The sequence below is a fragment of the Dyella flava genome (assembly GCF_016904955.1).
GTDB classification, from domain to species: Bacteria; Pseudomonadota; Gammaproteobacteria; order Xanthomonadales; family Rhodanobacteraceae; genus Dyella_B; species Dyella_B flava.
Genome location: NZ_JADIKE010000039.1, coordinates 467710 through 494052, shown reverse-complemented (window position 1 = coordinate 494052; position 26343 = coordinate 467710). Strand labels below are relative to the sequence as shown.

The following is a 26343-nucleotide window of genomic DNA, read 5'->3' as shown; positions in this document are numbered from 1 at the left end:
AACCGGAGTATCATCATCAGCCCGTGGGTTGATCACTTGGCAGTGGGCCCCGGATCGCGACCCGGCGCGTCAGGCGAGCCAGCTCCTCAGCCTGACGCGTCCGGGTAGCACTTTCAGTAATACCCCTTCGTTGTCATCAAACGCCTGCCCAGTGCAGGCGTTTTTTTATTCGACACGACAACAAAAAGGCCGACCCAAGGCCGGCCTTTGTAGGCATGTATGACGATGAAGGCGTCAAGCTTTCTTTGGCGTATGCGAAATGCACCAACCCTTCGCGCTCACTGCCTTGCCCGGGAACAATTGGCATGGACCAAAACCGGTTGCACCACCCGAATAGAATTGGCAGTTGGAACACGCGTCGCCAGCCTTGTGCTTCGGATCCTTGGTGGCCGAGGCGTCTTCGACGTAACCCAGTGCCTTGGCAGTGGGATCGGCCTCCGACAAATGCGGCAGGTCGTCCGCACGCGCCATGCGCGGCAAGCTGCCGACGACTACTGCCGCCGCAGCCGTACCCGTAACCAGCTTCAGAAAGCGACGACGCGACTCGATATCTTTATGTCCCGACATAACCATCCTCATCACGATGTGCACGCCGCAGGAACGCGACGAATCGGTCTGCATCGTACCCCCATGAGACGCACCAGAGCCCTTTCGCGAATAACTCGCATTTGGCCTTTGGGATGCCTGATTCATGCTGCGTAGGTGGCATGATGTCCAGAAGGTTTGCAGGGTTGTGTTGCGCAGCGCGGGGAAGGCCGGGCGCCTTTTCCTCGCTCCCCAGAGCCACGCACGTCTATGTGCCCTCTCCGCGATCAAGCCGCGCGACGCAGCCTGCAAACCTTCTGGACATCACCCCAGCATTTGAAATTCGATTCGTCGGGGCCGGCCCTGCTTATCTCCAATCCTTCCTCGCCGCCCAAAGCCGGTGACACTTGCGCAGATGATTCAGAGCATCCCCAACTCCCATGCTATAGTCACGCTTCGTTTGGACGTCCATTTGCCATGAGCCAAGAACTGCCTGCCACCATTTCCGCCGCGCTGTTCAACGAGCGCGCCGACGCCATTGCCGATGCTGCGCGCGAACTTGCCCTGCATGGCTGGACGCCAGCTACAAGCAGCAATTTCTCCATGCGAGTGGATGCTGAACACGCTGCCATCACCATCTCCGGACGTGACAAAGGCAAGCTCGGTCGCGACGACATCATGCTGGTGAACATGCAAGGCAAGGCTGTCGGGACTCAGTCGCGCCCAAGCGCGGAAACCGAACTGCACACGCAGGTGTATCGCCGCTGGCCGGATGTCAATGTCGTATTGCACACACACTCCCGCACGCAGAGCGTCGCATCGCGCCTGTTTGCCAAAGACGGCGTGATCAAGCTGGAAGGCTGGGAACTGCAAAAAGCCATCCGCGGCCACACCACGCATGAAAGCGCGCTCGATATCCCCGTCTTCCCCAACACCCAGCACATGCCTGAGCTGGTCGCCCAGGTCGAAGCCTGGATCGATGCCGGCAAACCCCTCGACGCCTACTTGATCAACGGTCACGGCATCTATACCTGGGGACGTGACATGGCCGAAGCGCGCCGCCATCTTGAAGCGCTGGAATTCCTGCTTGGCTGCGAACTCGATTTGAGGAGATTGAACGCATGAGCCGCCTACGCATCTTTGAAGCGGAACAACCGCAAGCCCTGCCCTCGGTGCACGAGGATCACGCCGCCATCGCCCGCGAACTGGCCAAGGTCGGGGTGCGCTTCGAGCAATGGGCGGCCAGCCAGCCGGTCGAACCCGGCGCCAGCCAGGATGAGGTGATTGCCGCCTACCGTGGCGACATTGACCGCCTGATGCGCGAAGAAGGCTACCAGTCGGTCGACGTGATCAGCCTCACGCCGGACCACCCGGACCGCGCCGCCCTGCGCCAGAAATTCCTCAGCGAACACACCCACAGCGAGGACGAGGTACGCTTCTTTGTGGCCGGCGCCGGCCAGTTCACCCTGCACATCGGAGACAGGATCTACGACGTTCTGTGCGAGCAGGGCGACCTGATCGGCGTGCCCGATGGCACCCGCCACTGGTTCGACATGAGCGAGGCGCCCTACTTCGTGGCCATCCGCCTGTTCACCAACAAGGAAGGCTGGGTGGCCAACTTCACCGGCTCCGACATCGCCCTGAATTTCCCCCGCATGCAGCCGCTGGCGACAGCCGCATAAGAGCCCCCAGCTTCCCGTCGGGGTAAATGGGGTGAGGGGCCAACCTCGCCCCAGCCATCCTCCCGACGAACTCGCCGCCTTCAGGCTTTCATACGGGGCGGGAGGTATAACCACACGCGTCCCTCGCCCCGCCTTCACACGGCGGGGAGAGGCACTGGGTCGCAGCTGAATGGAATCGCGATGCGGGTCGCTTGCAGCTAGGCACGCCCACGCTAAGCTTTAGGGCCCCCTTCCCCCGATGCCCCCATGACCTCTATCCGCGCCATCGTCACCGACATCGAAGGAACCACCAGCTCGATCAGCTTCGTCAAGGACGTATTGTTTCCCTATGCGCGCAAGCGTTTGCCCGCCTATGTGGAAACCCATGCGGACAAGCCCGAAGTGCAGCACTGGCTGCACGAAGCCGCCAAGGAAGCCGACCTGATCGAAGCCAGCCGCCAGGAAGTCATCGAGCTACTGTTGCGCTGGATCGATGAGGACCGCAAGTCCACGGCGCTCAAAGCGCTGCAAGGCATGATCTGGAAAGACGGTTACGAGGAAGGCGAATACCGCGCCCACATGTACCCCGAAGTGGCCGCGCGCCTGCACGCCTGGCGCGGCGATGGGCTGCACCTTTACGTGTATTCCTCCGGCTCGGTGCCCGCGCAGAAGCTGTTCTTCCGCTACAGCGAAGCCGGTGACCTGACCCCCGTATTTGCCGGCTACTTCGATACCGAGACCGGCCCCAAGCGCGAGGCAGAGTCCTATCGGCGCATCGTCGAGGCCATCGGCGAGCGGCCGGAACACGTGCTGTTCCTGTCCGACATCGCCGAAGAGCTGGATGCCGCCCGCTCGGCAGGACTGCAAACCGGCTGGCTCCTGCGTCCGCCGCTGGAGGTCCCTGCCCAGCCCCGCCATCCCGCTTACACCAGTTTCGACGCCATCCAGCCCTGAGCCGCACGCATGCGCACCGTATTGACCGCTTTGCTCGCCTTCGCCGCTGGCGTTTTGCTGATGCTGCTGATCACGCGGCATCCGGCCGCTCCGGTCCACCCGGCACCCGCCGTCGCATCCAGCAGCACTGCCGCACCTGCCAATGCGAGCAGCACCGACTCGGACGACAACGACGACAGCGACAACTGGCCCAGCCAGGCGCCTTCGCCAGAGCAGGTCATCTACGCCCAGCCAGGCATGGTCCATCAGGCACTCGCACAGCTGACACCCCGCGTGCCGGACAAGACCAATCTCTATCTGCTGACCTTTGCCGGCGACGGCAGCGAAGACGTGTTCCGCAACGAAGCCGAATACGCGGCACAACTGTTCACCAAACGCTTCGGCCCCACCGCGCACGCCATCGTGCTGGAAAACAATCCCGGCACTCTGCAATCGCATCCGCTGGCCAACTGGAGCAATCTCGAAGACACCTTGAATCAGCTCGCCGGCATCATGAAACCGGATGAAGACATCCTGGTGCTCTACATGACTTCGCACGGCGACGAAGACCACAACCTGCTGGTCGACATGGATCCGCTGCCACTGGACCAGATCGGCGCACCCGACCTTGCCGGCATTTTGAAGAAGCGCCCGTTCAAGTGGAAAGTGGTGGTGGTCAATGCCTGCTACTCCGGCGGTTTCGTGCCGGATCTGCGCGGTCCCGGCACCCTGGTGTTGACCGCCGCGCGCACCGACCGCAGCTCGTTCGGCTGCGGCAGTGATTCCAACATTACCTATTTCGGCAAGGCCTGGCTGGTCGATGGGTTGAACAAGACCGATGACTTCGTCGGTGCCTTTCAGCTGGCCAAGAATGACATCGCAGGCTGGGAGAAGGACCAGAAGCTGACGCCATCCGAGCCGCAGATCGATGTCGGCACAGGCATTGCGCAGCAGCTTGCAGCGTGGCGCAAGGAAGTCACGCCGGGCTCGGCGGTGCCATTTACGCCACCACCGCCGTCAACCAATAGCGCGCCGGCGACCGCACAGTAAAAAGGCTTGGTTGCCCCGGACTTGATCCGGGGCTAAGCCAGCGATATCGGCTCAGGCGTGCCGCTCAACAAGTACGCGCGTCACATCCGCCAGCCCATACCCTCGCGCGCGCAGCAACACGGTGAGATGAAAGATCAAGTCCGCCGCCTCGCCAAGTAACTCGTCCGCGCCTTGCGCCACCGCCGCCAGCGCAGTCTCGACCCCTTCCTCACCGACCTTCTGCGCAATCCGCCGCGTGCCATCCTTGAACAGGCGCGTGGTATAGCTGCCTTCAGGCAACAACGCCTTGCGCTTTTCCACCAAGGCATCGAGTTCGGCCAAAAAACTCAATGGCGGTTTGACCTCGTCGCCGAAACAACTGGTCGTGCCCAGATGACAGGTCGGCCCATGCGGTTCAGCGAGCACCAGCAAGGTATCGGCATCGCAATCGACGCGGATCGATTTAACATCCAACACGTGGCCGGAGCTCTCGCCCTTCATCCACAGACGCTGCTTGCTGCGGCTGTAGAACGTGACCTTGCCGATTGCCTGCGTCTGCGCCAGCGCTTCGGCATTCATATAGCCCAGCATCAGCACCTCGCCGGTCAGCCAATGCTGCACGATCGCCGGCAGCAAGCCTCCGGACTTGGGCCAGTCGAGCCGCCCGAGATCGATACGGCTCACATCCGTCGTTGCACTATTCATCGCGGGAAGTCTCCTGCAAGCGAACCACGACACCCTGCTGCTGCAGGTAACGCTTGAGATCCGGCACGGCGATGGCACCGCTATGAAAAACGCTGGCCGCCAACGCGCCATCGACACGCGCCTGGGTGAAAGCGTCGCGGAAATGCTCCATGGCACCCGCCCCACCCGAAGCGACCAACGGCACGGTACACACGGTACGTGCCACCATCAGCTGCGCAAGATCATAGCCTTTGCGCACACCATCGCTATCCATGCAATTGAGCACGATTTCACCGGCGCCGCGGCTCTGCACCTCGATCATCCAGTCCGTCGTGCGTCGCGACAGTGAACGCGTTTTCGACGGATCCCCCGTGTATTGGCGCACCCGCCATTCACCATCGGCATCGCGCATCGAATCGATGCCGACCACCACACACTGCACGCCGAACGCAGCCGCCAGTTCATCCACCAGTTCCGGGCGCTCCAGTGCGGGAGAATTCACCGAAATCTTGTCGGCGCCCGCATGCAAAACCGCGCGCGCCTCATCGACCGAACGAATGCCGCCCGCAACGCAAAACGGAATATCAATCACCCGCGCCACCCGTTCGACCCAGCTGCGGTCCACGCTGCGCCCTTCCGGGCTGGCGGTAATGTCGTAAAACACCAATTCATCAGCGCCTTCATCGCGATAGCGCAATGCCAGGTCGACGATTTCGCCCATCACTATGTGATCGCGAAAGCGTACACCTTTGACGACTTTGCCCTCGCGCACGTCCAGGCAAGGAATGATGCGGCGACTCAGCATGCCAGCGCCTCCTCCAGCGTAAAGCGACCTTCCAGCAAGGCACGGCCAAGGATCACGCCACCTGCGCCGGCTTCGCCGGCAGCCCGGATATCCTCCAGCGAACGCACACCACCGGATGCCTGCACCGTTAATTGCGGCACAGTGCGCGCCAGGTGCCGATACAGTTCAAGATTGAAACCGGCGAGCATGCCGTCCCGCTCAATATCCGTGCACAGCAAGTGACGCGCGCCCTGCGCCGCATACCAGGGCGCAAGTTCATCCAGCGTGCGCGCTTCCTCTTCGATCCAGCCCGCGCTGGGCAAGGTCCAGCGTTCGCCATGACGACGCGTGTCCAGCGCGATGGTGAAATGCTCAGCGCCATACCGGCTCACCCAGCCAGCCACCTGCTCCGGATCGCGAATCGCCACACTGCCCACCACGACACGCGTCACTCCCGCGCTGAACAAGCGGCGCACGTCGTCTTCGGTGCGTACACCGCCACCTGCCTGCACCTGCATGCCGGCCTTGGCCAAGGTTTCAATCACTGCGAGATTGGTCAGATCACCTGCCCGTGCTCCGTCAAGATCGACCACATGCAACCAGCGTGCGCCGGCGTCCGCATAGCGCGCAGCCAACGCCGTCGGATCGCTGGCGTAACGGGTTTCCTGCGCGTAATCGCCCTGCTTGAGGCGGACCACCTGGCCACCGCGCAGATCGATCGCCGGTATCACTTCAATCTTCATGCCGTCATAACTCAAGGAAATTCTTCAGCAGCCGGGCGCCCACGCCGGCCGAACGCTCCGGGTGAAACTGCATACCGTGGAAATTGCCTCTGGCAATCACCGCGGAAAACACATCACCGTATTGACTGCTGGCCAAGGTGTAATCGCCCGTCGGTACCGCATAGCTGTGCACGAAATAAGCCCAATCACCCTCCTGCAGATTTTTCAGCAAGGGATGCGCTGCGATGGGCGAAAGACGATTCCAGCCCATATGCGGCACGCACAACCCGGGCGCTTCCTCGAAACGCCGAACCGATGCAGGAATAACCCCCAGGCATTCGGTATCGCCCTCGGCCGAATGCTCGCAAAGCAATTGCATTCCCAGGCACACGCCCAGCACCGGCTGGGTCAGCGAGCGGATCAACTCGACCAGCCGCAACTCGCGCAATCTCGCCATGCCGGGTCCCGCGGCCCCGACACCAGGCAGGATGACCTTGTCGGCAGCGCGGATCGTCTCGGCATCCGCGGTGAGCGCCGCCTCGACACCCAGGCGTTGCAAGGCATAGCGTACCGAACCGATGTTGGTGCCACCGGCATCGACCAGCACCACACTCATTACAGGGCTCCCTTGGTGCTCGGCAGTTCATCGCCCTCGCGGCGAATGGCCTGGCGCAGCACGCGCGCCGTCACCTTGAAGCAGGCCTCGACCATGTGATGGGCGTTTTCGCCTTTCACCGCGAGATGCAGGTTGGCGCCAAGCGTGTCGCACAGCGAGCGGAAAAAATGCGGCACCAGTTCGGTCGGCACATCACCGACCCGCTCACGCGGAAACTGGCCATCGAAGACGAAGTACGGGCGACCGGAAAGATCCAGCGCCGCGCTCGCCTGCGACTCATCCATCGGCAAGGTAAAACCGTAGCGGGCAATGCCACGCTTGTCGCCCAAGGCCTGACGCAACGCCTGGCCCAAAGCAAGCGCGCAATCTTCAATGGTGTGATGCTCGTCGACCTTGGTATCACCGTCGCATTCGACCCGCAGCGCAAAACCACCATGCTTGCCGATCTGCTCCAGCATGTGATCGAAGAAACCAAGCCCCGTATGCGCGACCGGTTCAGCCACGCGGTCCAGGTCCACGCACACCTTGATGCGCGTCTCCTTGGTGTTGCGCACGACCTCCGCGATACGCGGCCGGTCAAGCAATTGATGAGCGATATTTTCCCAGGAGAGGCCATTCGGCCCCACACGGAAACCGCGTACACCCATATTGGCGGCAAACTGCAGATCGGTTTCGCGGTCACCCACCATGGCTGATTCCGCACGCGTCCAGCCATCGTCAGCCAGATACTGACGCATCATGCCAATGCCCGGCTTGCGCGTGTCGAGCCCATCATGTGGGAAACTGCGGTCGATCATGACGTCGCGAAAACGGATACCCTGCGAGGCAAGAATGCGCATCAGCAAATCGTGTGGCCCGTCGAAATGAGCCTGCGGGAAGCGCTCGGTGCCCAGCCCATCCTGGTTGGTCACCATCACGAGCTCGTACCCGGCGCCCACGATGCGTTGCAGTGCCGCGATCACACCCGGCAGCAGATCGAGCTTTTCGTAGCTGTCGATCTGTTCGTCGGCCGGCTCGTCAATCAGGCAGCCATCGCGGTCAACAAAAAGAATCTTGCGGCTCATGCCCAGCCCTTGTTCAACATGGTCTCGTTCAGCACGGCCAGCACCCGTGCATTTTCTTCCGGCGTGCCGATGGTGATGCGTAAAGCGTCCTGCAAAAACGGGTAACGGCGAATGTCGCGCACCACGATTCCGGCCTGCAGCAGCTGCCGGTAAACCGTTCCGGCATCATCGAAGCGCACCGCAAGAAAATTGGCGTCCGAAAGGAGCACTTCACGCACGCCCGGCAGCTGACTTAGTGCCGTATGCATCATGCCGCGCTGTTCGCGCACGATGGCAATGTTTTCACGTGCCTCGGCCCGCCCCGACGGCGACAACTCGGCCATGGCCGCCGCCACGCACGGCAAAGGCAGCGGGTACGGCGGCATGATGCGACGGATCAGCGCAATCACCTCGGGACTTGCCAACAAACTGCCAATGCGCGCGCCAGCCAGCGCCCAGGCTTTGGACAACGTACGCAAGACGGCGAGGTGCTCGTAGCGATTGATCAGATCCGCCACACTCCGCTGGCCGGAAAATTCCACATAGGCTTCGTCGACGACCAGCACGGCCTTGCCCGCCAGCGCTTGCGCCACGCGCTCGATGTCTTCCCGGCTAATCGATTTACCGCTTGGATTGTTCGGCGTGCAAAGGAATACCAGTTTCACCGCCGGCGTGATCGCGGCAAGCAAAGCCGGTACATCCAGGTTGAAATCCCTGCTCAACGGCACTTCGAGCACCGCCGCATTCTGGATGCGCGCGCTGACCGCATACATGCCAAACGTCGGCGGCTGGATCAGGATGGCATCCTCGCCCGCGCGGCAAAAAGCACGCACCAGCAGGTCGATCGCCTCATCGCTGCCGCGGCCCACAAACAACTGATCGCGTCGTACACCGTACAACTCAGCCAGTGCTTGCAATAACGCATCGGGTTGCGGATCGGGGTAACGATTGCAACCCAGGCCACCATCGCCATTGGGCGCCCACGCCGACTCATTGGCATTGAGCATGATCTGGCCACCCGCTGCTTCCATGCGCGCCGACGAATACGGCTGCAAGGTACGAATTTCCGGTCTTGCAAGATCGAGCACGCTCATACCTGCGCACCCAATGCCGCCAGGCGCAAGGTCACCGCGCGCCGATGCGCCTCAAGCTGCTCGGCTGCGGCCAAGGTTGCGGTACACGGGCCGATCGCACGCAAACCATTCGGGTCCAGTTCCTGCACCGTGATCTGCTTCTGATAACTGGCCACCGATACACCGCTGTAGCTGCGCGCGTAGCCATACGTCGGCAACACGTGGTTGCTGCCACTGCAATAATCGCCTACCGACTCGGGCGTCCAGGCGCCGACAAAGATCGAGCCCGCGCTTTCGATACTCTCGACCAGCTCACGCGCCGCATTTACCTGCAGTATCAAATGCTCCGGTGCATAGCGATTGCTGACCTCCACCGCCTGCGCCAGCGAATCGACCTGGATCAGGCGGCTTTGCGACAAGGCCTGCTCCGCGATGGCGCCACGCGGCAAGGTCGCGCATTGGCGGTCCACTTCCGCTGCCACCGTGTCGATCAACGCCGACGACGGGCTGACCAGAATCACCTGCGAATCCGGCCCGTGCTCCGCCTGCGACAACAGATCCGCCGCCACGAACACGGCATTGGCATCGGCATCGGCAATCACCAGCACTTCCGAGGGTCCGGCCGGCATATCGATCGCGGCGCCATCCGGATCGGCCGACACCTGCAATTTGGCCTCGGTGACCCAGGCATTGCCCGGCCCGAACAGTTTGTCGCAACGCGGCACACTTTCCGTGCCATAGGCCATCGCCGCAATCGCCTGCGCGCCACCCAACTTGAAAACGCGATGCACGCCGACCGTTCGCGCGGTAAACAACACCGCCTCGTCGCACGTACCATCGGCGCGCGCGGGAGAACACAGCACCACGTCGCGGCAACCGGCAATCCGCGCGGGCACACCCAGCATCAAGGCAGTTGACGGCAACGGCGCACTACCGGCCGGCACGTAGAGACCGACGCGATGAATCGGGCGCAACATGCGCTCCACGCGCACACCCACCGCCGTGTTGACCCCCACCGGCTGCGGTGCCGCGGCGCGGTGGAAGACCTCGATACGCTCGGCCGCTTCGCGGATGGCGTCTTTGAGCTCCGGCGAAAGTTTCGCTTCGGCAGCGGCGAACTCTGCATCACTGACTTCAATGCTGGTCAGCACGCAGCGATCGTAGTGTGCGGAAAGTTCACGCAATGCCGTATCACCCTTGCTGCGCACCGTGGCGATGATCTGCTCGACGCCATGGCGCAAGCTGTCCGCACGCGATTGTGCGGGCCGCGCCAATGCCACATCGCGCTCGATTTCGGTCAAACTGTTCCAGTCAATACGCTTCATGCCGACTCACTCTCAGGCAAGCATTTTTTCCACCGGCAGCACAAACATCTCGCGCGCACCGGCCTTCTTGATTTCTTCCAGCTGACGCCAGCTCACTTCACCCGCGCATAGCGCCTGCAACATCAGCTGATCGGGCTGACCTGCCACCGGTAGCAGGGTCGGCTGCGGACCACCAGGCAGCAGCCGGGTGACCGCATCGAGCGACGAGCGTGAGGTTTGCAGCAGCAGCAAACGCGATTCGCGCACCTGAATCACGCCATCCAAGCGCTTGAGCAGCAAATCGATCATGTCGCCGCGCTCATCCGTAGGCAGCGCATCGGGCCCGGCTAGCACTGCCTCGCTCTGCAGCAGCACGTCGGCTTCACGCAGTTGATTGGCGACCAGGGTGCCACCGCTTTGCACCAGGTCGCAGATCAGGTCGGCCGTGCCCAGCTTCGGCGCAATCTCCACCGAGCCGGCCAAGGTCACCACCGAAGCATTGACGGCCTTCTCGCGCAACCACTGGTTGAGCAACCCTGGATACGACGTGGCGATACGCAGGCCCGCCAGATCCTGCGGCGTGTGGTACTCCATATCCTGCGGTACTGCGATGGAAAGACGGCAACGTCCAAAACCCAGTGGACGCCATTCCGCCAGCGCAGCCGCGCCATCGCCAGTCACGCCTTTGAACTCGCTCAGCACATTGCGGCCGACAATGCCCAGGTCGCACACACCCTGCGCGATCAGGCCAGGGATATCGTCATCGCGGACCAGCAACAGATCCACCGGCTCACCTTCGCCAAAGCAGAACAGCTTGTCGCGGCTCTGGCGAAACGTGAGGCCGCAACGATTGAGCAAATCCAGCGCAGGCTCGGTCAGCCGGCCGGATTTCTGCATGGCTATGCGCAAGCGGTCACGCGGTTTCATGCCTTGGCCCTTTTTGCAGTCGCACGATTGCGCGATGCACGCGCGGCCGCAGCCAGATAGCCGCCATTGCCCTGGTTCAGATAGCGCGCCACCCGCCCGATGGTGGTGATGCTCACCGCCGTGCGCTCGTGGATTTCACGATAAGACACGCCTTCGAGCAGATACGGCACCACCCGCCAGCGATCGATCAGCACTTCCAGCTCCGCCGGCGTGCACAGGTCATTGAGGAAGGCATCCATTTCCTCCGGGGTTTTCAGCGAGAGCAAGGCGCGGCACAGACTGGCCTTGGCGGATTCGTCCGGGGTCTCGGGATCTAGCGATCTGCGCTTCATAATGTACTAATGCGTTAATACAGTGGAGCGGATCATACGCGGCCCTGCCGCCCCTCGCAACCCCGGCCGGCCGCCCACCACGGAAGTGTGCGAATTCGCAGGAAAATCCGGCACACTGCCTTGCTGTCGCGGCGTAAGCCACGCGCGCGTTCGTCCGTTAACGGGACGAAGAACCCGAAAAAACGATGCACCAAGCCCAAGGCAACCATGAACAACTCGCCCGTCGTTCGATTCGCACCCCATCTGATGCTCATCGCAGTGATCGCGTTCACCGCGGTCTGTACCGCCGCGCAGTTCTGGCGCACCGATCTGAACTGGATAAAAATTCCGCTAAGCACGTACCTGGCCGGCCCCGGCGGCGTCTACGTGCGCGCGGTCTATTACCTGATGGCCATCGCCCTGCTCGCCTTCGCGCTGGCCACGTATATCGCAACCACACCCGCCCGGCGCACCGCATTGGGGTCGCTGCTATTTGCGGCAGCGGGCCTGATTCTGCCGGTGGTGGCGATTACCGAGCTGTTCCATGGCACGCCGTACTACGGCCTGGCCCATGTCACCCACAAAGTCACTTCGCTCGCCACGTTTCTATGGCTGAGCTTCGGCATGCTGCTGGTGTCGAGCCGCTGGCGGCGTGATCCACGCATGCAACAGGGCAGCCTGCCCGGCGTTGTGCTCGCCTGGGCTGCGACGTTTGTACTGTGGTTTCAGGTGCTGGTGTCGGGGTTGCCGAATGGCTTGATGGAGAAGCTGGCGATTGTGCTGATATTGCTCTGGCTGGCCTGGGCAGCACGCCAACTGCTCACCGCCCACCCAAAACAACAGCGTACGTTGGGCAGGTTGGGTAGGTTGGGTTAGCGCAGCGTAACCCAACGGAATTCCATCGAAGCGATAAACATCGTTGGGTTACGCTGCGCTAACCCAACCTACGATTCTGGATGCTCCCCGCGAGCGCGGCCCCTCACCCCACCCCTCTCCCCAGAGGGGAGAGGGAGTAAAGGCCCAACGTGGCTTCAGCCAGCAAATGCACGCTGCTGCATCAGGTCGCACACAGTGCGCACATCACCATCCATCGCACGGTCGCGATGCATGAAACGGATCTGCTTGCGCAACGCATCATGCGCCTTGCGCACCGCTTCGCCCGCATGGAAATCACCCACCCCAGACAGCGCGGCGGTAAGTTGCTTCACTTCCTCGACGAACTGCGCGTAATGCGGGCTACCTTCGCGCGGCGCATTCGACACCTTGGAAGCCAGCGCCTGCCAATCGCCATGCGCGGCAAGACGACGGGCTGCGTTGAGCATTTCCTGGCGGTAATCCAATGCCTGCGCCGCGGTGTACAGCTCCAGCGCCAGCACGTGGCTGAGATCTTCGGTCATCTCCAGCACGTGACGCGCCTCGTTGGCGCCCATCGACACGTGATCTTCCGCATTCGCGCTGGTCGGCACCGAATACACACTGGCCGGATGGGCACGCGTGGCCAGATCGTTCACCAGCGCCGCCGCGGTGTACTGCACGATCATGAAGCCCGAATCGGTACCGTCTTCATTGCCGGTAAGGAACGCCGGCAAGCCGTCATTGGTAGCCGGATCCACCAACTTGTTGAGGCGACGCTCGGAGATCGACGCCAGCACCGGAATCGCTGCCTTCACATAGCTCATCGCCAGCGCCAGCGGCATGCCGTGGAAGTGGCCGGCGGAAATCACCTGCTCTTCGATAAACGCAGCATCGGTGTTGTCGGGGAAGATCAACGGGTTGTCGGTGACCGCATTCAGCTCGACATCGATCACGCGGCATGCCTGCGCCCAGGCATCGCGCACCGCGCCATGCACCTGCGGCATGCAACGCAGGCAGTAGGCATCCTGCGGCTGATGCTTCTTGCCGCCCTTGAACGGCAGGAAACGACTATAGAACGCCTCGCGACCGTGACGCTGATTGGCCGGCACCCAGTCCCAGCTGATATCGAAGCTCAATGCCTGGTTTTCAGGCGTGCTCCATGCTTCAGCGCTCCACTGCTTGAAGCGCGGCACCAGGTGATAAGGAATATCCACCAGGGTGGAGCCGGTCAGCAGTTCGCGCACATGCTCGGCCACACCCACCTGCCCCGGATGCGGACGCAGCGCATGCACTTCCGCGCGCAGAGCGCCACTGCGGCCCGCGAACGCATCCAGCGTCATCGAAGCGGCCAGATCGGCCGTATCCAGCAGGTATTCCAGCGTGTCCAGCGCCAGCACCGCCGTCGCCAGCATCTGCGCCGTGCCGTTATTCAGTGCCAGACCTTCCTTGAACGACAACCGGATCGGCTGCAAACCGGCGCGCTTCAGCGCCTCTGCGCCCGGCAGGCGCTCACCCTTGTAGAACGCCTCACCACCGCCGAGCAGCACAATCGCCAGATGCGACAACGGCGCCAGGTCACCGCTCGCGCCGACCGAACCCTTCTCCGGCACTACCGGAATCACATCGTGATTCAACAGCGAGGTAAGCGCTTCCAGCGTCGCGACACGGATACCGGAATGACCGCGCATCAGCGTATTGATGCGGATCACCAGCATCGCGCGCACCACTTCGGCGGAGAACGGCTTGCCCACGCACACCGCATGCGTGGTGATCAGGTTGTGCTGCAGCTCTTCCAGCAACGTGCCTTCCGGCTTGTGCGGATTGCCGCCCGGCAGCTCGTCACGCAGGCGATAGGCGCCGAGCAATTTGTCCGCATTGCTGCCGAAGCCGGTTGTCACACCGTAGGTAGGCTCGCCGCAGCTCACCTTGTCTGCCAGAAAATCCGCCGCGCGCTGCACGCGCTTGAGCTGTTCCGTATCAAGACGGACGCCATAACCCTGCCGTGCCACGGCAACAAGCTGTTGACGGCTGAGGCTGTTGCCGTCGAGGAGAATAGTCTGGTTCACAAAAGCTCCAACGTATTGTTAGGTCTGCCCCGCGCAAGGGGGAAATCGCGGATCAATCCAGCACATTCTCCCAGAGATCGCGCCACGCGGGATTGCTTGTTTTGATTAAATCCAGCTTCCATGCCCGATTCCACTTCTTTAGTTGTTTTTCGCGTGCTATGGCGGAGGGGAAATCTGGATGGTGCTCGAACCAGACCATGTGTTTGACGCCATAGCGCCGAGTGAAACCTTCCACCAGGCCTTCGCGATGCTCCCATGCACGCCGCCTGAGGTTTCCCGTAACACCGATATACAACGTGCCACGTTCCTTGCTGGCCATGATGTACACGGCGGGTTGCTTTGGGGCCATCCATGCCTCCTTAAATCCATCGTTCCAATCTGCTTCAGCACCGTTGCTACCTACCTCAGCGCCGTTGCCACCTACCTCAGCACCGTCATTCCCGCGAAAGCGGAGGCGCTCTACAACAGCAAAGCTGGTCAATCCATTGTGCTCTTTGGCGCAGCTCAAAGCGGGTTGCATTGGGGCCATCCATGCCTCCTTTGTCTTCCCTCCAATCTGCCAATCTCTCTCACTGCCGTCATTCCCGCGAAAGCGGAGGCGCTCTACAACAGCGAAGCTGGTCAACCCATTGTGCTCTTTGGCGAACTTCAAAATGGATTCCCGCTTTCGCGGGAATGACGGCAAGGATGAGAGTAGCGGCAAGGGTGGGAATGACGTCACAGTTGAGAGTGGCGGCAAGGGTGGGAATGACGTCACGGTTGAGAATGGCGGCAAGAGTGGAAATGACGGCAACGAATGCACTCTCAAGAAATGCATCCAAGAAGCACTCCACCCTACCGCACTCGCCTAACCACCAACCTCAGCCTGCGCCAACTCCACACGCAAGGTTTTAATCAACTCCCCGCGCGCCACCTCAAACTGATCCTCACGCCGCAGATCCTTCACCGTCACCACGCCCTTGGCCAATTCGTCTTCACCCAACACCACCACGAAGCGAATACCCGCACGATCGGCATACTTGAACTGCTTACCCAACTTGCCGCCTTCCAGCACCACCTCGGTAGCAATACCGGCCGCGCGCAATTCACCCGCCAGCGCCAGATACGCCGGCAACTGCCCCGGATCCATCTGCGTAATCAACACATCCACCGTGCTGCGCGCAGTACCAACCAGCCCCGCCTCGCGCAACTGCCAGTAAAGACGCGTCAGGCCGATGGAAATGCCCACACCCGGCAAATGCGACTTGGTGTACTGGCCAGCCAGATTCTCGTAACGGCCACCCGAGCAGATCGAGCCGATCTGCGGATGATCGTTCAGCGTGGTCTCGTAGACCGTGCCCGTGTAGTAGTCCAGGCCGCGCGCGATCGACAGATTCAACGCGTAGTGGGTTTCCGGCACGCCGAACGCATGGATCAGGCCCAGCACTTCCTTCAGCTCCGCCCGGCCCTGCTCCATCGTCTCCGGGCCGGCGCCCAGTGCGTCGAGCTTGGCGTAGGCATCCTGCAGCGAGGTGGACCGCACCTGCACAAAATCGAGGATCTTCTGCGCCGACGCCGCGCTCAAGCCGAAGGCTTCGCCGGTGAGCGTCTCGCGCACGTAATCAGCGCCGCGCTTGTCCAGCTTGTCCACCTCGCGCAGCACCAGGGTCTGCTGCTCCGGATCGGTCACGCCCAGGCTTTCAAAATAACCGCGCATCAACTTGCGGTTGTTCAGCTGGATGGTGAACGCGCCGATGTTCAGCTCGCGAAACACGCTGTAGATCACCGCCGGCAGCTCGGCGTCATAACGGATCGACAGGCTGTCCTTGCCGATCACGTCGATATCGCATTGATAGAACTCACGGAAACGTCCGCGCTGCGCACGCTCGCCGCGATAGACGCGCTGCATCTGGTAGCGGCGGAACGGAAAGCTAAGATCGTGTTCATGCTCGGCCACATAGCGGGCCAGCGGCACGGTAAGGTCGAAGCGCAAGGCCAGCTCCGGCTTCTCGCCCTGCTCCAGCGAGCCGGTCGACTGCACAAAATAAACCTGCCGCTCCGTCTCGCCGCCGGTCTTGGTCAGCAACACATCCGAATACTCGATCACCGGCGTCTCCACCGGCAGGAAACCGAAGCGCTCGTAATTGCGACGGATCACGTCGAGCATGCGCTGGAAAGCAATCTGGTCGAGCGGCAGCAGCTCGAGCACGCCGGGCATGGTGCGGGCCTGGGTAAGCGCCATGGAATCCTCTTGAATGTTGTAAAAAAAGCCGAGCGATGGCAGCCCTATAGCGTAGCAGAAGCCCCCATGCCACCCCGCCCCGCAACCCGCGGCAAAACCCCACCCGCAAACCGCTCTGCGCCTGTTGCCAAGCTCACCGAGCCCCGTTAAGATACGCGGCTCCCGCGGGGTGTAGCTCAGCCTGGTAGAGCGCTACGTTCGGGACGTAGAAGTCGCATGTTCGAATCATGTCACCCCGACCAATGTTTCATGAGAAAGCCGGCCTTGCGCCGGCTTTTTTGTTGCCCCGCTTTTCCTCATCTCCCCTCCAGCGGAGGCCGCTTTCTTCCTCTCCCCTCCGGGCGACGCAAAGCTAGTCCCTGTGGGAGAGAGGACCGAGGTGAGGAGCCAACCTAGCGATGAATATCCAAAGAAACGCACCATGCTTTTCTTCCTCTCCCCTCCGGGCGACGCAAAGCTAGTCCCTGTGGGAGAGAGGACTGAGGTGAGGGGCCAACCTCGCGATGAAGTGGATGCGCAGCGTGAGCATCCAGAGAAACATCACGTCGAAGCCATAACGCTCGAGGCAAGCCCAGCCCCTCACCCCACCCCTCTCCCCGAAGGGGAGAGGGAGCCAATGCGGGAAAGGCAACCATCACAGCATGTAGGCGAAACAGAACTATTTCCGCACGAATACAAGAACAGGCAGCGCAACCACAGCGACATCCCCCTTCAGAATATTTCGCGTCACCTGATACCGCAGCACTCGTACCCATGAGAGATTACGCATGTCGGACGTGCCCATCCCCAGCGATGACAACGGCACATCCGACACTAGTGAAGTAAGCGCGGATCGCCTGGGCTGCAACCCAAACGATCCGCTAACCACAATCAACTCTCTACAGGAGTCAATAATGGCTACGCTCGATCTTACGGCACCCGCACGCTTGCGTGACCCCGCCCTGGTGCATTCCCCTTGCTTCACCGCCGCGCTGCCGGCGCGACGTCGAGCCCTAAGTGGGTAATCGATGGGCCGGAATCAGCTGATTCCGACCAACGAGCAGGATGTTTCTTGCAGTCCCTTCGCCCGCGCGCAATGCGCGGGCGACCTAAACGTGTGGAGAACACCCATGGAAGACACCTACGGCGACCCGACCGGATCACGGCACTACCTGCTGTCCGCAAAAGAGTACGACGAACTGAAAAACCTCCAGCAACTGCTGTTGCTCATGGCCAACGTCGCCTACGACGAAGACCAGCAAGCCAACGAAGGCGAGACCTTGACCATTCCCCGCTGGGAAATGCAACTCACCTTTCGAATCATCAGCAAACTGATTGGCGATGCCCTGGCGCATCTGGAGCAACGCAACGACATCGAGCCTCGAAACCTGACGCTGCAATGATCAAGCGCCAGTCCCCCGCGCGATCCGCATCACGGAGTGCCCCATGAGCAAACCACGCGACGTGGCTAAAGCGCCACACGGCTATCTGCTGCGCGAAGAAAACGTCGAAAAGCTGGAGCAGATCCGCGATCAACTCCTGTTGATGGCCCACATGGCCTTCGCCGCCACGCAGGCCGAAGAATGCGAGCCGCTGGAAATCCAGCGATCTATGCTGGGGCAATGCTTCGAGAACTTCGGTCTGCAGCTCGATGACGCGCTGTCGGCGATGGAGTGGATGAGCTCGCGGACTTCTCGGACGCACCGGCGCCATTAAATGTCGAGATCAGTCAGGTTGGTTAGCTCCTGAGCCACCATTTTTCGCCGTTCAAACAAAGCATCTGCATTGCAAAAAAAACTCGCGTCGCCGTCATTCCCACGAAAGTTGAGGCGCCTCATAACAGCGGTGCTGGGCAATCCATCTTGCTCTTAAAGCAACATGGATTGCCCAGCTTCGCTATTGCAGGACGCCTCCGCTTTCGCGTGAATGAAGGCTCGAAATACGCGGGAACACCTCAGGATTACTCGTGAGCTCCGCACCCGTTCGATAAACCACTGCGACTCATTTCTTTTGGTAGTGATACCGACACTGCGCAATCTGGATCACAGTAATTTTCCCGGCCTTGCCTTGCCCCTTCGAAGAGCCATCCATATCAAATAGCCGGTAAACAAGGCGATGTTCCAAGGTAATTCGGCGGGACCACCAACCCGCCCAATTGGCCTTTAGCGGCTCCGGACTTCCCTTTCCCTTCCACGGGTCGCGCCGGATCTCTTTAATGAGTTCATTGATGCCATCGACCATCTTGGGATCTGTTTCCTGCCAGTAGAGGTAATCCTCCCAAGCCTTGCCCATCCACCAGAGGTTTTCCCTTTCCTTCTGGATGGCCATTCATGCACGCCTTTTCGAGGTAGCCGCCTTCTTGACGGCCTTGGACGCAACTTTTTCCTTGACCTTGCGCTTCGGGGGCGTGCTTTTGAGTTGACGGCCATCATCATCGGCTGTGATCGCATCGCGCTCGCGTAGCCTGACTGCCTTGGAGCGTGCCTTTGAGATGACTTCGGCAATAACCCCAGCAAGGGCACCACCACCACCCCGCTTCGGCCCCAGGACACGAGCTCCCTCTGGCAGTGACGCTTCCGCTTCTGCCATGGCAGCGTGCAGCCGCTCCGCATTAACCGGGTTACCAAACAGATAAAGGGTCTCCTGCATGGCGTTGTAATCGGCAAGCGACATGATCACCGCATCTTCCGAATCGCGGCGGGTCACGATGGTGATCGTGTGGTCTGCGGTCACGGTATCGAGCACCTTTTTCAGGTTGCTGCGCGCCTCACTGAAATTGATGGTCCGCATGGGGTTCTCCAACTTGTACGCCTATAAGTACAACTTGATGTTAGGCCATGCCTACCGAAGCGAGCAAGTAAACCAAGAAAGACGTTCAGCTAAGTGACTGATTTAACATCAATCCAGGACGACCATGCGGGCGACCGGGGGAGAAACCGAGACACCAAGAAACCCACTATTCGTTATCTCAATAGAAAGCAACGCATGAACCATGACAGGCTACCCAGCCGGCGGCGCAGCTCCACCATCCGTTCCGGGTCGCCTTGCAGACGCTGGGCTTTCTCCCGGCACAGCCGTTCGTCGATCACTTCGTCCATGTACACGGGAAACAGCCGAACCCACCGTTCGGCTACTTCTTCATCGGACCAGTCGTTGGCCGCCTGCGGATCAACGTGCAAGACTACGTGCACGTGATTGCTCATGACCGCATAGGCATAGAGCTCGACGGCAAAGCACTCGGCCAACATCAGCAAACGCTCTTCTACCCAGGCCCTTCGGTGTTCATAAGAGCGTCCGCTGTACGCGTCCTCTCCGCAAAGGAAGGCGCGGCGCACGCAGCGGGAAACGCAATGGAAGAAGCCAGCGGCTTCCGGAGCGACGATGTGATGGCGGGGATATCTCATGTCGCCATGTTGCGCTTTGACCAGAGCGGTCGTAATCCGCCAATGCCCCACGCCTGCGTCAGCGAAGGATTAATTCATGGGTGGCCCCGATTCCACGCACCCTGCGCTACCCGCTGGATTGAATGGCGGCTCTTCTTCAGGCAGTACAGTGTCTGGAACATCAAATCTAGCCGGCTATTTCCGCAGATTACTTGGGAACATCTAGTCTAGTCTTTCCGTACACACGTTTTGCATATATGTCATCCACCTCATTAGAGGCCCCTTCACTATTGCCTTTGATATCTTGCGGTGCCCCGGAAAGCTCCACAAAGGAAGAACAGGGACATCCACTATTTGACCGCCAAGCTCAATGCACGAGCAAGCCAGAGCCAGTATCTAGGCTTGCTCGTACTTCCCGCACTTACAGCATGTCCCTTGGTGCTTATCCGCTTGTCGACTTCAGCAACTCAACTTCGACAACGCACGATGGATCGAGGTCGCTTACCCCGAGTTCGCCACCGAGGCGGCTCCTTCCTCAACCGCCAATACATGCTTGCCAGTTAATCGCCCCTCGAACTTACCCGTATACGGGGCGTCGCCCCCTTCCAGCCCCTTTTAGCCAGCACTGCCCCAGGGCCCGCGCCTTGGCAATCAAAGATTCCGCCGTACCCACCGCACGCCAGTAGCGGCTTTCAATGCCTAGCATTTGCGAATGCCACTGCAGCTCGCGCAAACCAAGCTGCGCAAGTACCGAGGGTGCCTGGGGCGTGATCGATCCACGCTTGTCCTGACGCACAACCCGGCCACTCCAGTCCACCAATTCCAGGTAATCGATGGCTCGCACTGAAAGCCGTGGAGACGATGGCATGCCGACCAGCGGGCGCAACGATGCGGTCAGTGACTTTGCCCTGGCCTGCCCGTGCTGTATCCGGCGGCGAATCGAGGCGTGCTCCGAGGCTGTTAGCTCTTTCGCCATGCCCGCACGGATCGGATTGAGGTCGACATAAGCCATGCACGCAAGAACAGCTTGCTCATCCAGCAGGGCCTGGCACTTGAATCGCCCTTCCCAGAAGCGACCGGTGCAACCGTCCTCGCGATTGGCCTGGCGAGCAATCGACTCGTTCAAGCAACGCATGAACCACGACAGGCTACCCATCCGGCGGCGTAGCTCCACCATCCGTTCCGGGTCGCCCTGCAGACGCTGGGCTTTCTCCCGGCACAGCCGTTCGTCAATCACTTCGTCCACGTACACGGGAAACAGCCGAACCCACCGTTCCGCCACTTCTTCATCGGACCAGTCGTTGGCCGCCTGTGGATCAACATGCAGGACCACGTGCACGTGATTGCTCATGACGGCGTAGGCATAAAGCCCGACGGCAAAGCACTCCGCCAACATCAGCAAACGCTCTTCTACCCAGGCCCTTCGGTGTTCATAGGAACGCCCGCTGTACGCGTCCTCTCCGCAAAGGAAGGCGCGGCGGACACAGCGGGAGACGCAATGGAAGAAGCCAGCGGCTTCCGGAGCAACGATGTGATGGCGGGGATATCTCATGTCGCCATGTTGCGCTTTGACCAGAGCGGTCGTAATCCGCCAATGCCCCACGCCTGCGTCAGCGAAGGACTAATTCATGGATGGCCCCGATTCCCCCTGTCCCAAGGCCCTCGCCTTGGCCATCAGGGATTCCACCGTGCCCACCGCGCGCCAATAACGGCTTTCAATGCCCAGCATTTGTGATTGCCACTGCAACTCACGCATACCAAGTTGCGCAAGCACCGAGGGGGCCTCAGGCGCGATCGATCCACGCTTGTCCTGACGCACAACCCGGCCACTCCAGTCCACCAATTCCAGGTAATCGATGGCTCGCACTGAAAGCCGTGGAGACGATGGCATGCCGACCAGCGGGCGCAACGATGCGGTCAGTGACTTTGCCCTGGCCTGCCCGTGCTGTATCCGGCGGCGAATCGAGGCGTGCTCCGAGGCTGTTAGCTCTTTCGCCATGCCCGCACGGATCGGATTGAGGTCGACATAAGCCATGCACGCAAGAACAGCTTGCTCATCCAGCAGGGCCTGGCACTTGAATCGCCCTTCCCAGAAGCGACCGGTGCAACCGTCCTCGCGATTGGCCTGGCGAGCAATCGACTCGTTCAAGCAACGCATGAACCACGACAGGCTACCCATCCGGCGGCGTAGCTCCACCATCCGTTCCGGGTCGCCCTGCAGACGCTGGGCTTTCTCCCGGCACAGCCGTTCGTCAATCACTTCGTCCACGTACACGGGAAACAGCCGAACCCACCGTTCCGCCACTTCTTCATCGGACCAGTCGTTGGCCGCCTGTGGATCAACATGCAGGACCACGTGCACGTGATTGCTCATGACGGCGTAGGCATAAAGCCCGACGGCAAAGCACTCCGCCAACATCAGCAAACGCTCTTCTACCCAGGCCCTTCGGTGTTCATAGGAACGCCCGCTGTACGCGTCCTCTCCGCAAAGGAAGGCGCGGCGGACACAGCGGGAGACGCAATGGAAGAAGCCAGCGGCTTCCGGAGCAACGATGTGATGGCGGGGATATCTCATGTCGCCATGTTGCGCTTTGACCAGAGCGGTCGTAATCCGCCAATGCCCCACGCCTGCGTCAGCGAAGGACTAATTCATGGATGGCCCCGATTCCCATGAGTTCACTGCGCCAAGCTGCGTGACTCAAACCAAACAGCCTCCAGGAAACCCGGGGCGGTTTCATTCAGCTAAGTGACTGATTTAACATCAATCCAGGACGACCATGCGGGCGACCGGGGGAGAAACCGAGACACCAAGAAACCCACTATTCGTTACCGCATAGGCATAGAGCCCGACGGCAAAGCACTCGGCCAACATCAGCAAACGCTCTTCTACCCAGGCCCTTCGGTGTTCATAAGAGCGTCCGCTGTACGCGTCCTCTCCGCAAAGGAAGGCGCGGCGCACGCAGCGGGAAACGCAATGGAAGAAGCCAGCGGCTTCCGGAGCAACGATGTGATGGCGGGGATATCTCATGTCGCCATATTGCGTTTTGACCGGAGCGGCCGTAATCCGCCTAGGCCGCACGCCTGCGTCAGCGAAGGACTAATTCATGGGTGGCCCCGATTCACGCACCACGATGCGGTAGGTAGCGCCTTTGGCAACGGGGCGCAGCGACGTGCCCGACGGCCATAAATCCACCAGTCCATAGCGCGATAGGGTGTGCAGTGTCCGCGAGACGCGGCTAGCCTTCTTCCCGGTCTCGGCGGCCAACGCAGCGATCGATGCCGGCTGGGTCTCGGCGATCGTGCGCAGCAAGGCGCGGTTTTCATCGCTGAGCACGTCGGCCGCCACTTTCATCGACGTGAACCAGATTTTGGGGTCGCGCGCCTGCGGCCGGTAGTCACCGCGCGCAATGGCAAGCACACGCTCACGCAGCTTTGCTTGCGGCATGACGCCGATCGCGATGACTTTCGAGGCTTTCATGGCATTGAGCCCCATTTCATCATGACTGGCCAAACACAAAGCGGAACCTGGAGCCGTTATCGCGGCAAACCGCCAATGAGAAACAGCGCAAGACAGATGCTTTCAAAGATGCTACTGAAAGAGGATCGGAACACCTTTCCGAATACTTTTTTCAGCTAGACCACGAAGCCGATCCACCAAAGGCTCTCCATCTACATCAAAAAAGCAGTCGAGTAAGCTCTTTGGTTTCAAACCAAGCGAAGAAGCCACCTTCCCCTTCCATGGAGAGTTAAATTCCACCGGCGGCAACTCACTCAAGGCCTTCCCTATCAGGTCGAACTCGCCAATAAGGCGCGAGGCTTCTTCGGGAGACCATTCACCATCACTGTCATGATGACTTACCAGTGTTGGGCATCGACTTCCACGCTCTCCTTCCTCCACCGCAGCAATAACCGCGTCCCTGAAGAAATTGAAATCTGCGTAAGAACCCACCTCAACGCCGTCAATCTCTTCGTCGCCGTCAAATGCGCACAAGTAAAGGCCCATCAGTAGTTCTCCCTTGCCACAGACTTGCCGCACTTCTTTATCAGCTCGTTTAGGGAATCGTCGAAGACGCACGCTTCTGGAACGCGCAAAATTAGCTGCATACCTTTTTCGACAGCCCTAAACGCAAGCAACCGTATCTGATAGGTGGATCTAAGTCGCGTCACATTCTTGATCAAGTACATCCTGTTGAATGCCTCTGCATCAGGCATTGCACTCCGAGCAACTTGGTGTTTTGTAACTTTAACTTCCATAACAGTCACCTCAATACGGCAAGGGTTGAACAGACACTCCCCAGTTATTGAGGTAGTTCTGGAAAGTTGGATTGACCGGTCGGCTTGTATAGATCGTCAACGGCGTATCGTTAACAAGCGCCCCATATGTCTGCAACCTCAGTTGATAAGAAGAGTCGAGCGTACTAGATCCAGTCTTGATCTCTGCAAGACCATCTGCATTCAAACCATCGTAAATCGTACTCACCAGATCACCACTGGCCGTGTACTGAGCTGGACCAACGATTACCTGGAACGCCGCGCTGTTTACTTGATCTGGCGTTGGGGTAAAAGGAACCTTCCCTGTTGAATTCAACGCTGCAAGCTGCTGAGCCTCGGCTGCTTGACCACTGACCAACTGCGACGGAGATCCAGATCCACCTGCCGTCGCATCAACTGCACTGTTTGGAACAACAAAACGCCCGCATTAGGCGGGCGTCGAATATGCTAAAAGTGTTGCTATCTAGGGAAAGAGAGCCCGACTTTATCCTGATCAGATATGAAACCTTCGGCTGCTGGATTCTGAGGAGTCGCAGCTGACTCCCAATAGCGAAGCGATGGCACTTCGGACTCAATCCTTCTTTGCGTATCAGAAGACATTTTGCCCGTCATATGAACCACCTGAGCAACCTTTGTCCATCCTTCGGAAATTTCCTTCACGGCATTTCCTTCTTCAATCGCAATTTGGACAGCACTTGCAATAGAAACTGATTGGATCTTCATCTCACTTCCCCAAAGGAATCTGATTGATTAGCTGCAATTGCGTTCCGTAATTGCCGAAGAAGAATTGCTGCGCTCCACCCGAGCCAATACCCGGGTTTGCTAGAGCCTGACCCGTTGGAACCTGCGTATCTTCCAAAACTTGATAGACGCCCATTTCCGGTCGGTAACCAAATTCAGGATGTGGAGCCACCTGAAGACTGTCAAATATGGTCGCACTATCAAAGTTGCCATCCAGAAGTGTCTGCTCTGTTGTGTAGTAAGCGGACTGACCTGGCAAGCCTCCGTATACGAGGCTTCCTTTCGGCAATGTTGTCATGGTCCAGTTATCTGGGTTGTAACCAGAATTAATCTGATCTTGTTGAGCAGCAAGGATGTCAGGGTGGATATCAGATCCCGCAGTGTCGACTGTCGTGCTTGGAACAACAAAAAGCCCGCACATGGCGGGCTTTTATGTTCCTTGTCACTTCAAAAAGCTTGGATCAATCCACGCCTTCTTTACTTGACCAGGCTTCAACTTGACTTCATTACGATCGATTGGTCGTAGTAGATCCAAGAAATCGTTTAATGATGCAGCAAGCTTGGTGAGCGACTCCAATCCCGGTATTTCGTGATCCAAAAAATAGACGCCCGAATTCTTGCTTGATGAAAGCGGCATACATACATAGTTGCCACCCTCTGCATATGCGATTGGAAAAAAGTCCGCTGCAACGTCCTTATCCATAAGGCTCGCCTCGTAGGGAACTTTTTCAATCGGTAAAAACGCATTCACTCCAGCACTATTTTGATCAGAAATACGAAATACGTTCGCATCCGGCACAGCGCCGTTGAACTTCAAAAGGAAGTCGAGATACTCAACTGTAAATTTTGTGCCCAACGCAGCTTCCGCGGAAGAAATCTGTTCCGCTGTAGGTGGGACTTCTACTCTACTTATGTTGATCTTCATTGGCCGTACCTTATGACTGCCGCACCGCCCGTATGGCGAACAGCGTTATGTATATCTTGAGGGATCAACTGCATGGTTTCACCATCTTCGACGTGATGCCAAACGTATCCCTGCGGAGTTGCGTCGAGGCCAACTGCCTCATTCGACAATGCTGCATCGTTCGCATAATTTCCGGTCAGGCCATCAAGCTGTACCTCGGCAACCGAGTACGGCGAGAAGTCAGGGAATCCTTGCGGCGTAAAACTGACACTGTCCGGATATTTTACCTGCAATTCTGGAGATAAATTTT

The 26343-nt window shown here is 59.7% G+C and carries 33 protein-coding genes and 1 tRNA gene; 8 read left to right on the top strand and 26 right to left on the bottom strand.

Features of this window, described 5'->3' with window-relative positions:
- Positions 1–234: 234 nt before the first annotated feature.
- Entirely contained in the window at positions 235–567 is a 333-nt protein-coding gene (locus ISP19_RS20620; protein WP_204684282.1) for a high-potential iron-sulfur protein, read from the bottom strand.
- A gap of 435 nt (positions 568–1002) precedes the next feature.
- Here ISP19_RS20620 and ISP19_RS20615 point away from each other — a divergent pair, with 435 nt between their 5' ends.
- The 4 genes from ISP19_RS20615 (at position 1003) to ISP19_RS20600 (ending at position 4169) form a co-directional block, all read left to right on the top strand.
- On the top strand, positions 1003–1650 hold the full coding sequence (locus tag ISP19_RS20615) for a methylthioribulose 1-phosphate dehydratase (protein WP_204684281.1): 648 nt from the start codon (positions 1003–1005) through the stop codon (positions 1648–1650).
- Positions 1647–2207, top strand: coding sequence for a 1,2-dihydroxy-3-keto-5-methylthiopentene dioxygenase (locus ISP19_RS20610; RefSeq protein ID WP_204684280.1), 561 nt, complete (start codon positions 1647–1649; stop codon positions 2205–2207). The genes ISP19_RS20615 and ISP19_RS20610 overlap by 4 nt, the downstream gene beginning before the upstream one ends.
- Positions 2208–2453: 246 nt before the next feature.
- Complete coding sequence (mtnC, locus tag ISP19_RS20605; protein WP_204684279.1) at positions 2454–3140, top strand: acireductone synthase; 687 nt, start codon at positions 2454–2456, stop codon at positions 3138–3140.
- A gap of 9 nt (positions 3141–3149) precedes the next feature.
- The gene (locus ISP19_RS20600; RefSeq protein ID WP_204684278.1) at positions 3150–4169 is read left to right on the top strand and encodes a C13 family peptidase; all 1020 of its coding nucleotides are present in this window, start codon (positions 3150–3152) and stop codon (positions 4167–4169) included.
- Positions 4170–4220: 51 nt separating this feature from the next.
- On the opposite strand, the gene hisIE is transcribed toward ISP19_RS20600, so the two are convergent.
- Genes hisIE through ISP19_RS20555 form a run of 9 tightly spaced genes read right to left on the bottom strand, consistent with a single transcriptional unit; the run spans position 4221 to position 11633 of the window.
- Positions 4221–4853 (bottom strand): bifunctional phosphoribosyl-AMP cyclohydrolase/phosphoribosyl-ATP diphosphatase HisIE, encoded by a 633-nt coding sequence (gene hisIE, locus ISP19_RS20595; protein WP_204684277.1) that lies wholly within the window; start codon positions 4851–4853, stop codon positions 4221–4223.
- Positions 4846–5637: an imidazole glycerol phosphate synthase subunit HisF gene (gene hisF / locus ISP19_RS20590; protein ID WP_204684276.1), complete on the bottom strand. Its 792-nt coding sequence runs from the start codon at positions 5635–5637 to the stop codon at positions 4846–4848. The genes hisIE and hisF overlap by 8 nt, the downstream gene beginning before the upstream one ends.
- The gene (hisA, locus tag ISP19_RS20585) at positions 5631–6359 is read right to left on the bottom strand and encodes a 1-(5-phosphoribosyl)-5-[(5-phosphoribosylamino)methylideneamino]imidazole-4-carboxamide isomerase (RefSeq protein WP_204684275.1); all 729 of its coding nucleotides are present in this window, start codon (positions 6357–6359) and stop codon (positions 5631–5633) included. The genes hisF and hisA overlap by 7 nt, the downstream gene beginning before the upstream one ends.
- 4 nt (positions 6360–6363) lie before the next feature.
- Positions 6364–6954 carry an imidazole glycerol phosphate synthase subunit HisH gene (gene hisH, locus ISP19_RS20580; RefSeq protein WP_204684274.1) on the bottom strand — a complete coding sequence of 197 codons (591 nt, stop codon included), beginning with the start codon at positions 6952–6954 and terminating at the stop codon, positions 6364–6366.
- The gene (hisB, locus tag ISP19_RS20575) at positions 6954–8018 is read right to left on the bottom strand and encodes a bifunctional histidinol-phosphatase/imidazoleglycerol-phosphate dehydratase HisB (RefSeq protein ID WP_204684273.1); all 1065 of its coding nucleotides are present in this window, start codon (positions 8016–8018) and stop codon (positions 6954–6956) included. Before hisB ends, hisH begins: the two co-directional genes overlap by 1 nt.
- Positions 8015–9091, bottom strand: a complete 1077-nt coding sequence (gene hisC / locus ISP19_RS20570) for a histidinol-phosphate transaminase (protein WP_204684272.1) — start codon at positions 9089–9091, stop codon at positions 8015–8017. The genes hisB and hisC overlap by 4 nt, the downstream gene beginning before the upstream one ends.
- Positions 9088–10395, bottom strand: a complete 1308-nt coding sequence (gene hisD, locus ISP19_RS20565; RefSeq protein WP_204684271.1) for a histidinol dehydrogenase — start codon at positions 10393–10395, stop codon at positions 9088–9090. The genes hisC and hisD overlap by 4 nt, the downstream gene beginning before the upstream one ends.
- A 12-nt stretch (positions 10396–10407) precedes the next feature.
- Entirely contained in the window at positions 10408–11301 is an 894-nt protein-coding gene (gene hisG, locus ISP19_RS20560) for an ATP phosphoribosyltransferase (RefSeq protein WP_204684270.1), read from the bottom strand.
- Positions 11298–11633 carry a YerC/YecD family TrpR-related protein gene (locus ISP19_RS20555; protein ID WP_204684269.1) on the bottom strand — a complete coding sequence of 112 codons (336 nt, stop codon included), beginning with the start codon at positions 11631–11633 and terminating at the stop codon, positions 11298–11300. The genes hisG and ISP19_RS20555 overlap by 4 nt, the downstream gene beginning before the upstream one ends.
- Positions 11634–11840: 207 nt before the next feature.
- On the opposite strand from ISP19_RS20555, the gene ISP19_RS20550 reads away from it, so the two are divergent.
- Entirely contained in the window at positions 11841–12488 is a 648-nt protein-coding gene (locus ISP19_RS20550) for a DUF998 domain-containing protein (RefSeq protein ID WP_204684268.1), read from the top strand.
- Positions 12489–12643: 155 nt separating this feature from the next.
- On the opposite strand, the gene ISP19_RS20545 is transcribed toward ISP19_RS20550, so the two are convergent.
- From ISP19_RS20545 to hisS, 4 genes are read right to left on the bottom strand one after another with little or no spacing between them, the layout of a single operon-like run.
- Positions 12644–14533 carry an HAL/PAL/TAL family ammonia-lyase gene (locus tag ISP19_RS20545; protein WP_204684267.1) on the bottom strand — a complete coding sequence of 630 codons (1890 nt, stop codon included), beginning with the start codon at positions 14531–14533 and terminating at the stop codon, positions 12644–12646.
- A 52-nt stretch (positions 14534–14585) separates the two neighbouring features.
- On the bottom strand, positions 14586–15062 hold the full coding sequence (locus tag ISP19_RS21545) for a GIY-YIG nuclease family protein (RefSeq protein WP_343214687.1): 477 nt from the start codon (positions 15060–15062) through the stop codon (positions 14586–14588).
- Positions 15063–15111: 49 nt separating this feature from the next.
- A complete protein-coding gene (locus tag ISP19_RS20535) occupies positions 15112–15354 on the bottom strand; it encodes a hypothetical protein (protein ID WP_204684266.1) in 243 nt (80 codons plus the stop codon).
- Between the two features lie 26 nt (positions 15355–15380).
- Entirely contained in the window at positions 15381–16754 is a 1374-nt protein-coding gene (gene hisS / locus ISP19_RS20530) for a histidine--tRNA ligase (RefSeq protein ID WP_204684265.1), read from the bottom strand.
- A 165-nt stretch (positions 16755–16919) separates the two neighbouring features.
- On the opposite strand from hisS, the gene ISP19_RS20525 reads away from it, so the two are divergent.
- The 3 genes from ISP19_RS20525 to ISP19_RS20515 all read left to right on the top strand — a co-directional run bounded on the left by ISP19_RS20525 (position 16920) and on the right by ISP19_RS20515 (position 18449).
- Positions 16920–16996 (top strand) — tRNA-Pro (locus tag ISP19_RS20525).
- Between the two features lie 867 nt (positions 16997–17863).
- Positions 17864–18136, top strand: a complete 273-nt coding sequence (locus ISP19_RS20520; protein ID WP_204684264.1) for an XAC0095 family protein — start codon at positions 17864–17866, stop codon at positions 18134–18136.
- A gap of 43 nt (positions 18137–18179) precedes the next feature.
- The gene (locus tag ISP19_RS20515) at positions 18180–18449 is read left to right on the top strand and encodes an XAC0095 family protein (protein WP_204684263.1); all 270 of its coding nucleotides are present in this window, start codon (positions 18180–18182) and stop codon (positions 18447–18449) included.
- A 285-nt stretch (positions 18450–18734) separates the two neighbouring features.
- Here ISP19_RS20515 and ISP19_RS20510 read toward each other — a convergent pair whose 3' ends face one another.
- From ISP19_RS20510 to ISP19_RS21660, 12 genes are all read right to left on the bottom strand, one after another.
- On the bottom strand, positions 18735–19061 hold the full coding sequence (locus tag ISP19_RS20510) for a Txe/YoeB family addiction module toxin (protein WP_379945850.1): 327 nt from the start codon (positions 19059–19061) through the stop codon (positions 18735–18737).
- Complete coding sequence (locus tag ISP19_RS20505; protein WP_204684262.1) at positions 19062–19523, bottom strand: type II toxin-antitoxin system Phd/YefM family antitoxin; 462 nt, start codon at positions 19521–19523, stop codon at positions 19062–19064.
- A 173-nt stretch (positions 19524–19696) separates the two neighbouring features.
- Positions 19697–20137 (bottom strand): transposase, encoded by a 441-nt coding sequence (locus tag ISP19_RS20500; RefSeq protein WP_204684261.1) that lies wholly within the window; start codon positions 20135–20137, stop codon positions 19697–19699.
- A 556-nt stretch (positions 20138–20693) separates the two neighbouring features.
- Positions 20694–21668, bottom strand: a complete 975-nt coding sequence (locus tag ISP19_RS20495) for a hypothetical protein (RefSeq protein ID WP_204684260.1) — start codon at positions 21666–21668, stop codon at positions 20694–20696.
- 69 nt (positions 21669–21737) lie between these two features.
- Entirely contained in the window at positions 21738–22691 is a 954-nt protein-coding gene (locus ISP19_RS20490) for a hypothetical protein (protein WP_204684259.1), read from the bottom strand.
- Between the two features lie 522 nt (positions 22692–23213).
- Positions 23214–23594, bottom strand: a complete 381-nt coding sequence (locus tag ISP19_RS20485) for an HVO_A0114 family putative DNA-binding protein (RefSeq protein ID WP_204684258.1) — start codon at positions 23592–23594, stop codon at positions 23214–23216.
- Between the two features lie 111 nt (positions 23595–23705).
- Entirely contained in the window at positions 23706–24119 is a 414-nt protein-coding gene (locus ISP19_RS20480; protein WP_188801370.1) for an Imm70 family immunity protein, read from the bottom strand.
- Between the two features lie 261 nt (positions 24120–24380).
- Positions 24381–24746, bottom strand: coding sequence for a hypothetical protein (locus ISP19_RS20475; RefSeq protein WP_204684257.1), 366 nt, complete (start codon positions 24744–24746; stop codon positions 24381–24383).
- Positions 24747–24847: 101 nt separating this feature from the next.
- Positions 24848–25111, bottom strand: a complete 264-nt coding sequence (locus ISP19_RS20470; RefSeq protein WP_204684256.1) for a hypothetical protein — start codon at positions 25109–25111, stop codon at positions 24848–24850.
- Between the two features lies 1 nt (position 25112).
- A complete protein-coding gene (locus ISP19_RS20465) occupies positions 25113–25550 on the bottom strand; it encodes a hypothetical protein (protein ID WP_204684255.1) in 438 nt (145 codons plus the stop codon).
- 21 nt (positions 25551–25571) lie between these two features.
- A complete protein-coding gene (locus ISP19_RS20460) occupies positions 25572–26054 on the bottom strand; it encodes an SMI1/KNR4 family protein (protein WP_204684254.1) in 483 nt (160 codons plus the stop codon).
- Positions 26051–26326, bottom strand: coding sequence for an HNH endonuclease (locus ISP19_RS21660; protein ID WP_204684253.1), 276 nt, complete (start codon positions 26324–26326; stop codon positions 26051–26053). The genes ISP19_RS20460 and ISP19_RS21660 overlap by 4 nt, the downstream gene beginning before the upstream one ends.
- Positions 26327–26343: the final 17 nt, after the last annotated feature.